General features: G+C 64.4%; 7 protein-coding genes and 1 pseudogene. All 8 read left to right on the plus strand.

What is annotated here, in order from left to right; genetic code table 11:
* A pseudogene (locus WBB85_RS13475) lies at positions 1–118 on the plus strand (AAA family ATPase); the annotation flags it as partial.
* A 72-nt stretch (positions 119–190) separates the two neighbouring features.
* Positions 191–1,459: a vWA domain-containing protein gene (locus WBB85_RS13480; RefSeq protein WP_432639124.1), complete on the plus strand. Its 1,269-nt coding sequence runs from the start codon at positions 191–193 to the stop codon at positions 1,457–1,459.
* An 89-nt stretch (positions 1,460–1,548) separates the two neighbouring features.
* A complete protein-coding gene (locus WBB85_RS13485) occupies positions 1,549–2,523 on the plus strand; it encodes an XdhC family protein (protein ID WP_432639125.1) in 975 nt (324 codons plus the stop codon).
* Positions 2,520–3,521 carry a molybdopterin-binding protein gene (locus tag WBB85_RS13490; protein WP_432639126.1) on the plus strand — a complete coding sequence of 334 codons (1,002 nt, stop codon included), beginning with the start codon at positions 2,520–2,522 and terminating at the stop codon, positions 3,519–3,521. The genes WBB85_RS13485 and WBB85_RS13490 overlap by 4 nt, the downstream gene beginning before the upstream one ends.
* A 126-nt stretch (positions 3,522–3,647) precedes the next feature.
* Entirely contained in the window at positions 3,648–4,778 is a 1,131-nt protein-coding gene (locus WBB85_RS13495; RefSeq protein ID WP_432639127.1) for a glycosyltransferase, read from the plus strand.
* A gap of 239 nt (positions 4,779–5,017) precedes the next feature.
* A complete protein-coding gene (locus tag WBB85_RS13500; RefSeq protein ID WP_432639128.1) occupies positions 5,018–5,725 on the plus strand; it encodes a sugar transferase in 708 nt (235 codons plus the stop codon).
* Between the two features lie 16 nt (positions 5,726–5,741).
* Positions 5,742–7,223, plus strand: coding sequence for an oligosaccharide flippase family protein (locus WBB85_RS13505; protein ID WP_432639129.1), 1,482 nt, complete (start codon positions 5,742–5,744; stop codon positions 7,221–7,223).
* Between the two features lie 3 nt (positions 7,224–7,226).
* A partial coding sequence (locus tag WBB85_RS13510; RefSeq protein ID WP_432639130.1) for a polysaccharide pyruvyl transferase family protein occupies positions 7,227–7,905 on the plus strand: 679 nt, incomplete at its 3' end.

Consider the following 7,905-nt stretch of genomic DNA (forward strand, 5'->3'; position numbering starts at 1 on the left):
GGTCATCGCTGACACTCTGGGCGCGATCCTTAAATATCAGGACGATATTCAGAAGATTGCCGGTTCTCCCGCGAAAAAACTGCTCGACGAGGTGCGCGCCGAACTGGCGCCGGCCTGATGATCGCAATGTACTTTCATCTTGGCCGAAATACCTCGGGGGTCCGGGGGCAGCGCCCCCGGCGTGCAGCATATGCCTGAAACGCCGCCTCTCGATATCCCGGATGACGGCAAGCTGGTCGCCAACATTACCTATTTTGCCCGCGCGCTCCGCAAGGCCGGGCTGAAGATCGGCCCCGGTCGGGTGGTGGATGCGATACGGGCGGTCGAGGCGGCCGGGTTCTCCGAACGGCGCGACTTCTACTGGGTGCTGCATGCCTCTTTCGTCTCGCGTCCCGAGGACCGCGCGGTCTTTGCCCAGGTCTTCCGGCTTTATTGGCGCGATCCGCGATACCTGGAACATATGATGAGCCTGATGCTGCCCGCGATAAGGGGTGTGCAGGAGGAGCGGAGCGCGAAGGCAGGTGAAAAGCGCGCGGCCGAGGCGTTGCTGGATGGCACGGAGCGGGATCTGCCGGAAACCGGGCGAGAAGAGGAGGGAGAAACCGAGATCGAGGTTGATGCGACCGCGACAGCCTCAACCGAAGAACGCCTCCGCACGCTCGATTTTGAACAGATGTCCACCGCTGAGATCACCGAGGCCAAGCGCATGATTGCGCGGCTGGCACTTCCGGTCAAACCGCTGATCTCGCGCCGCACCTTCGCCGCATCCGCCGGGCGGTTGCCGGATTGGCGGCGCACCATCCGCTCGGCGATCCGCCACGGTGGAGAGGTGCACGATTTTTCGTCGAAAAATCGACGCCCGCGATGGCCGAACCTTGTCGTCCTCTGCGATATCTCTGGCTCCATGTCGCAGTACAGCCGCATGGTCCTGCATTTCGTCCATGCGGTGGCGAACCGGAAGGGCGCAGGCTGGGCGAAGGTCCATGCCTTTACCTTCGGCACGCGGCTGACCAATATCACCCGCCATCTCGCGCAGCGCGATGTCGATGCCGCTCTGACCGCTGCCGGGGCCGAGGCGCAGGATTGGCAGGGCGGAACCCGCATCGGCGCCTGTCTTCACGACTTCAACCGTGACTGGTCGCGCCGGGTCATGGGGCAGGGGGCGGTGGTTCTTATGATCTCCGACGGGCTCGACCGCGATCCGGTGGTGGACCTCGCGCGCGAGACAGAACGGCTGCACCTATCCGCCCGGAGGCTGATCTGGATCAACCCGCTTCTGCGCTGGGACGGGTTTATCCCCAAAGCGCGCGGCATCGCGGCGATGCTGCCGCATGTCGACAGTTTCCGTGCCGGGCATTCGGTCGCCTCGCTTGCCGATCTCGGGCAGGCTGTGGCCATGGCAAGGGATACCGGCGAACGGGACCGGCTGCTGCGGCTTGTCGGGAATGAGACCGGGTAAGCGGGCTTGCGCAGGCTTTGTACCGCTCCAACCATTGGGCAGTGGCGGGCCCGTTTGGCTTGGCGCATAGTGCGGGGCAGGAGGCCGAGATGGACAGGGCAGAGCACGACCGCATTCCCGAGATTGCGCTGGACTGGCACAGCGCCGGTAGTGGCGCGGCTTTGGCTACGGTGATCGAAACCTGGGGATCAGCTCCGCGACCCGTCGGCAGCCAGTTGGCGGTTTCGGGCGCGGGTGAGATGATGGGCTCGGTCTCGGGCGGCTGCGTGGAAGGGGCTGTGGTCGAAGAGGCGATGGCGGCACTCACGGACGGCAAGCCGCGTATCCTGACCTTCGGCGTCAGCGATGAAGAAGCCTTCGCGGTGGGTCTTGCCTGCGGCGGCACTATCCGGGTGCTGGTTGAGCCTGTTGGCACGGCCCTGCCGGAGGATCTTCTTGCCGATCTGGTCAGGGCGCGGGCGGAAAGGGTACCCATTGCCTATTCAGTCGATCTGGAAAGCTGGGACCGTACCCTGCTGCCGCGTGGTGGCGACCTTGTCGACCGGTTCCGTGCCGACAAGTCGGGGGTTGAGGAAAGCCACTTTATCGCAATCCACAACCCGCCTCTGAGGATGATCGTCGTGGGCGCCGTCCATATCGCTCAAGCCCTTCTGCCGATGGCGCGGGCCTGCGGGTATGATCCCTATCTGATCGATCCGCGCGAGGCTTTCGGTTCTGCAGCCCGGTTCCCGGGCGAGACGATCAGCCATGACTGGCCCGATGAGGCGATGGCGGCGATTGGCCTTGATACACGAACGGCGGTGGTGACGCTGACCCATGATGCCAAGCTCGACGATCCGGCGATTGAGGCCGCGCTTGCCTCTGATGTCTTCTATCTCGGCTGCCTCGGTTCCACCCGCACCCATGCCAAACGCGCAACGCGGCTGACCGTGGCCGGGTTCAGCGCGGATCAGATCGCCCGTATCCATGCGCCGGTGGGGCTGAACATCGGCGCGCGTTCTCCGGCTGAGATCGCCGTGTCGGTCATGGCTGAGATCACGGTCGTCCTCAGGGGGGCGAAGTGAGGTTCGGACCGGTCCCGACAACGGAAGCGCTGGGCGCGATCCTTGCCCATTCGCAGATGGCGGGTGGGCGCAAGATTGCCAAGGGAACGGTTCTGGACGCGACCGCTGTCGCGGTCCTTCGAGATGCCGGTATCGCCAAGATCACAGTCGCGCGGCTCGAACCCGGCGATGTTGTCGAAGACGCGGCGGCTGCCGCGCTGGCCGCCGCTTTGGTGCCCGATCCGGACGCGGACCGCCTGAAACTCTCGGTGCCGCATGCCGGACGGGTCAACCTGAATGCGACGGCACCGGGCATCGTGGAACTGGATGCCGACCGTATCCATGCGCTGAACCGTATCGACCCCTCACTGACCCTAGCCACCCTTGCCCCGATGACGCGGGTCACACCGGGGATGCTCGTGGGCACGGTCAAAGTGATCTCCTACGCCGTCGCGGGCGATGCGCTCGGCGCGGCCTGCGAGGTGGCACAGGCCGCGATCCGGGTGCGCCCGGTTGCCCTGACCACGGCGGGCCTTGTCCTGACGACGCTTGACGGCGCACCGGACAAGCTGACCGGCAAGGCACGGGAAGCGGTCGAGGGGCGGCTCAGGACGCTTGGCATGACCCTGTCCGATGTCAGGATCGCCCGGCATGAGACAGATGAATTGGCTGCCGCGCTGGACACTCTGGGCGGAGATGTCGCCCTGATCCTGACCAGCGCGGCGACCTCCGACCTCCACGACACGGCACCTGAAGCGGTGCGTAAGGCTGGGGGCACAGTTGCCCGCTTCGGCATGCCGGTCGATCCCGGCAATCTGTTGTTCATTGGCCGGTTGAAGGGGCGTCCGGTTGTCGGCCTGCCGGGCTGTGCCCGCTCACCCGCGCTGAACGGAGCCGACTGGGTGCTGGAGCGGCTGGTCTGCGGGCTGGACGTATCGGGTGACGATATTGCGGCAATGGGGGTTGGCGGGCTTTTGAAGGAAATCCCGATCCGCCCGCAACCGCGCGAGCGGTCCTGATCCGGCGGCACCCGGTATCGCATCGGCAAAAGCCTGCCGGAAATTCCGCCTGCCGCATTCGGCGCGCGCCGGGCGTTCCGATCCCCTGTATGGCGGGCATCCGGTGGCCCGCTCAGGCAGGAGATCATGGCGCGCATCTTCATCTTCGCATTCGATCTGGGCGAGGCATCGCAACTTCGGCGAATTCGCAGCCTGCGGGCGCTGGGACATGACCTGCGCATCGCCGGATTTCGGCGCGGCAATCAAACGGCGCAGGCAGAGCTGGAGGCCGGATATGTCGAACTTGGCCGGGTTGGGAACAACCGGTTGGCGCGGCGTGCCCTGACGCTGATCGCAGCTTTGTGGCGGTTCATCCGTCAAGGTGGCGGGCTTCGTGGTGTCGATGTCATCATCGCCCGGAATTTCGACCTATTGCTTCTGGCCTGGGCGGTGCGGGTGACCTGTCGCGGGCGATCTGTCCGACTTGTCTACGAATGCCTCGACATCCATGGGATTTTCACGCGCCGTGACAGGATCGGTGCCGCGATGCGCTGGGCAGAGAGGCGTCTGTTGCGGCGCATAGACCTGCTGATTATCTCGTCGCCCGGGTTTCTCAGCGGCTATTTCGAACCGATTCAGGCCTATGACGGTCCGACGGCGCTGATTGAGAACAAGATGTGGTTCGACGGAGCAGTCATACCACGACCGACGCAGGCGCGGCCTGTGCGATCAGATCGGCCCCTGACCCTCGGCTGGGTCGGCTCGATCCGCTGTGAGCCGAGCCTTGCGCTTCTGACTGCGACGGCCCGGCATCTGGGGGACCGGCTGCAGATCCGCATCCATGGCAATGTCCACCGCCATGTTCTGACGGATTTCGATCGCCGTATCGCCGAACTTGGCAACGTGACCTATGCGGGCGAATACCGGTATCCGGAGGATCTGGCCGCGATCTACGGGGGCTGCGATCTGGTCTGGTCGCAGGATCTGTGGCAGCGGGGCGCGAATTCCGACTGGCTTTTGCCCAACCGCATCTATGAGGCAAGTTGGTTCGGCTGCCCCTCAGTCGCGGTCGCCGATACCGAGACCGGGCGTCGCGTTGTCAAGGACGGGCTGGGTTTCGTGATCGAACGGGCGGATACCGCCGCACTGGCACACCTGCTTAACTCTCTTGACCGGAGCCATATCCGGGAGGTGTCGCAAGCGGTTCTGGACATGGACAACCGGGTATTCAGGCTGACGTCGGACGACGTAGCCCAAGCCTTCGCGACTGTTTTATGATTGCGGAAGGTTCCAAAGCCCTGTTGCCAGTCACCTTTATCACGGCGTCGTGATCATCAACCCGTCACAACGTTCTGGCGAAACGGTCAAAATCGTACATTCCCGGCACCTTGCCGCCGATCCGCGGGCCGTTTCGGCGGGATTTTGCAATCATGAGTTGCGCGCTCGAAAAGCGCTCGCGGTGGCGGGCAGACCGGTCATAGGGTGCGCCCGAACGAACAGGACGGGGATCTCAGACAATGTCGGTCGAAGGCAAGGGGCTTGCGTTTGAGTTCGGTGAAGAGGTGAGTATCGCGCCGCCGCTTGTGCAGGGTGCGGATGCGCGCACATCAATTGTCGGCGGAGTTGTGAAACGCGCGGCCGATATCGCCATCGCCGCAATCGGGCTGCTCATGTTGGTGCCACTCTTGCTGCTGATCGCCCTTGCGGTCCGCGCGACCAGCCGGGGGCCGGTCTTTTTCGGGCACCGCCGTATTGGTGCCGGTGGCAAAGTGTTCCGCTGCTGGAAGTTCCGCTCCATGGTCGAAAATGGCGAAGCGGTTCTGACCCGCTATCTGGCCGAAAACCCCAAGGCGCAGGCCGAGTGGGACGAGACGCGGAAACTGAAGGATGACATCCGTATCACACTCATTGGCCGGATCCTGCGGGACTACAGTCTGGACGAACTGCCCCAGCTTGTGAACGTCCTGCGGGGTGAGATGAGCATTGTCGGCCCGCGTCCCGTGGTGGCGGATGAGTTGGGACTGTACGGGTCAGATGCCCGCTTCTACCTTGCTGCGCGGCCGGGGATCACCGGCCTCTGGCAGGTCAGCGGCCGCAATGATGTAAGCTATGAGACCCGCGTCGCGCTGGACAAGGCATATGTTCTTGGCTGGTCGGTGAGGGGCGATCTCGGGATCATTCTTCGGACCATTCCGGCCGCCCTGTCGGCCCGGGGGGCCTATTGAGCCACGTGGTGATGCCATGACGGATACGGTGGGCGCGGCGATGGCGCACGATTACGCGCATCCTGGCACCGGCCGGTCGCGCGCGGCGGTTCTGGGCGTTCTCTGGTCAGCGCTTCATACGGCCGTGCCGACTCTTGGCGCGGGCCTCGTGTTCTTTGTCGCCGCCCGCTACCTCTCGCCTGTCGAATTTGGCGTGGTCGGGCTGGCCGCCAGCATCGTGGCCTTTGTCACGGCCCTTGCCCCCGGCGCATTTGGCGAGGCGCTGATCCAGCGGCGGGACATTGACCGGGACCATATGAATGCGGTCTTTTGGCTGACCAGTGCGACCGGCGGCCTTCTGTTCCTTGTCCTTCTGGCCTCTTCCAGCCGGATCGCGGCGGGAACGGGCGAGGCATCGCTTGGCCTTCTTCTGCCCTTCCTCGCGCTCAAGCTGCCCTTCGATCTGGCGGCCACCGTGCCCAATGCGCTGATCGTCCGGTCGATGCAGTTCCGCCTGATCGCCCTGCGCACGACGCTTGCCACCGGGATCGGGATGGCGCTCTGCCTCGGGCTGCTGTTTGCGGGGCAGGGCTATTGGGCGCTGGCTGTCAGTCAGGTTTCTGTCAGCGTCGTCAATTGCATCGCTGCCTATTGGGTCACGCGCTGGCGGCCGGGTGCCGGGCTCAGCCTGTCGCGGCTGAGGGAGCTTGCCCGCTACAGCCTGTTCGCCTCGGGCACGCGGATGCTGAACCTGATGTCGCTGGATCAGATCCTTGTGGGTCTTCTGGCCGGGGCGCCAGTTCTTGGGCTGTACTACTTCGCGCGCCGCCTGTTCACCCTTCTCAATTCTATGATCGCCGGGGCGCTCTCGTCAGTGTCGCATGTGCTGCTGTCGTCCCTGCAAGGCGATCCGGGCAAGGTGCGCGAGGCTTTGTTCCTTGCCACCTTCGCCTCATCACTCATAGCCTTCCCGGTCTTTGCCGGGATCGCGCTGATTGCAGACGATCTGGTGCCGCTGGTCTTCGGTGCGGACTGGGCGGGCGCAATCGTGCCGATTCAGGCCTTTTCGGCCATCGGTGTTCTGGCCGGGATCGGCATCGTGCAGGGTGCGCTGGTCACCAGCCAAGGCAGGGCGGGGGCGTGGTTCCTGTATCAACTGGCACAGCAGGTCACGACGTTGGGGATCGTGGCGCTGCTGCATGACGATCTCGGCCAGATGATGATTGCCATCGCCGTGAAGACGGCATTGCTCTGGCCCCTGTCCGTTGCGATGACCGTGCGGCTGCTTGGCTGCCCGACCTTTTCCTATCTGCGGGCCTTCCTGGCACCGACAATGGCAACGCTGGTCATGGCGGCGGGTGTGGTTTTGGTCCCGGTGCTGCTGTCGGGCGCCGATGCGGCGGTGATCCTGCCGGTCCAGATCGTCGCCGGCTTGCTTCTTTATCCACCGGCGCTGATCGCGCTCGGCCACGGGCGGCTGAGAGAGCTTTACCGCCGGGCCAAGACAAAGGGACATTGACGGATGAAGCTGACCTATTTTCAGGGCGTAGTCCCGAATTTCGGCGATGAGCTGAACGCGACGATGTGGGATCATATCCTGCCTGCCGGGTTTCTTGACGATGATCCGGGCGAACTGTTCATCGGCATCGGATCCATCATCCAGCACGACTATCCGGCGCAGGCGCGCAAGATCGTCGTGGGGGCGGGCTATGGCGGCTATACGCGTATGCCCGACGTGCATGACGGAAGCTGGGATATCCGCTTCGTCCGGGGGCCCCAGAGCGCCGAGGCGCTGGGGATCGACCCCGCTCTTGCCATCGTCGATGCGGCGGTGCTTTTGCGGGCGACACCGCTGCCGGAACCGGCCGATGGCATCGGTATTGCCTTCATGCCGCATTTCGAAAGCCTTGAGCGCGGCAACTGGGCCGAGGCCTGCCGTCTTGCGGGCATTCACCTGATCGACCCGACGCGGCCCACGGATCAGGTCATCGCCGAGGTGAGAGGGGCCAGGCTGCTGATCACCGAAGCGATGCATGGTGCCATCGTCGCCGATGCGATGCGGACGCCGTGGATCGCGGTCAGGACCATGCATGCAGTCCACCGTTACAAATGGTTCGACTGGGCGCGGTCGCTCGAGATCGCCTATCGCCCCCGTTTCCTTATGCCCTCGAACGGGCGTGAGGCCTGGGCGGCGGCGACAG

The sequence above is a fragment of the Albidovulum sp. genome, assembly GCF_049646345.1.
Classification (GTDB): domain Bacteria; phylum Pseudomonadota; class Alphaproteobacteria; order Rhodobacterales; family Rhodobacteraceae; genus Albidovulum.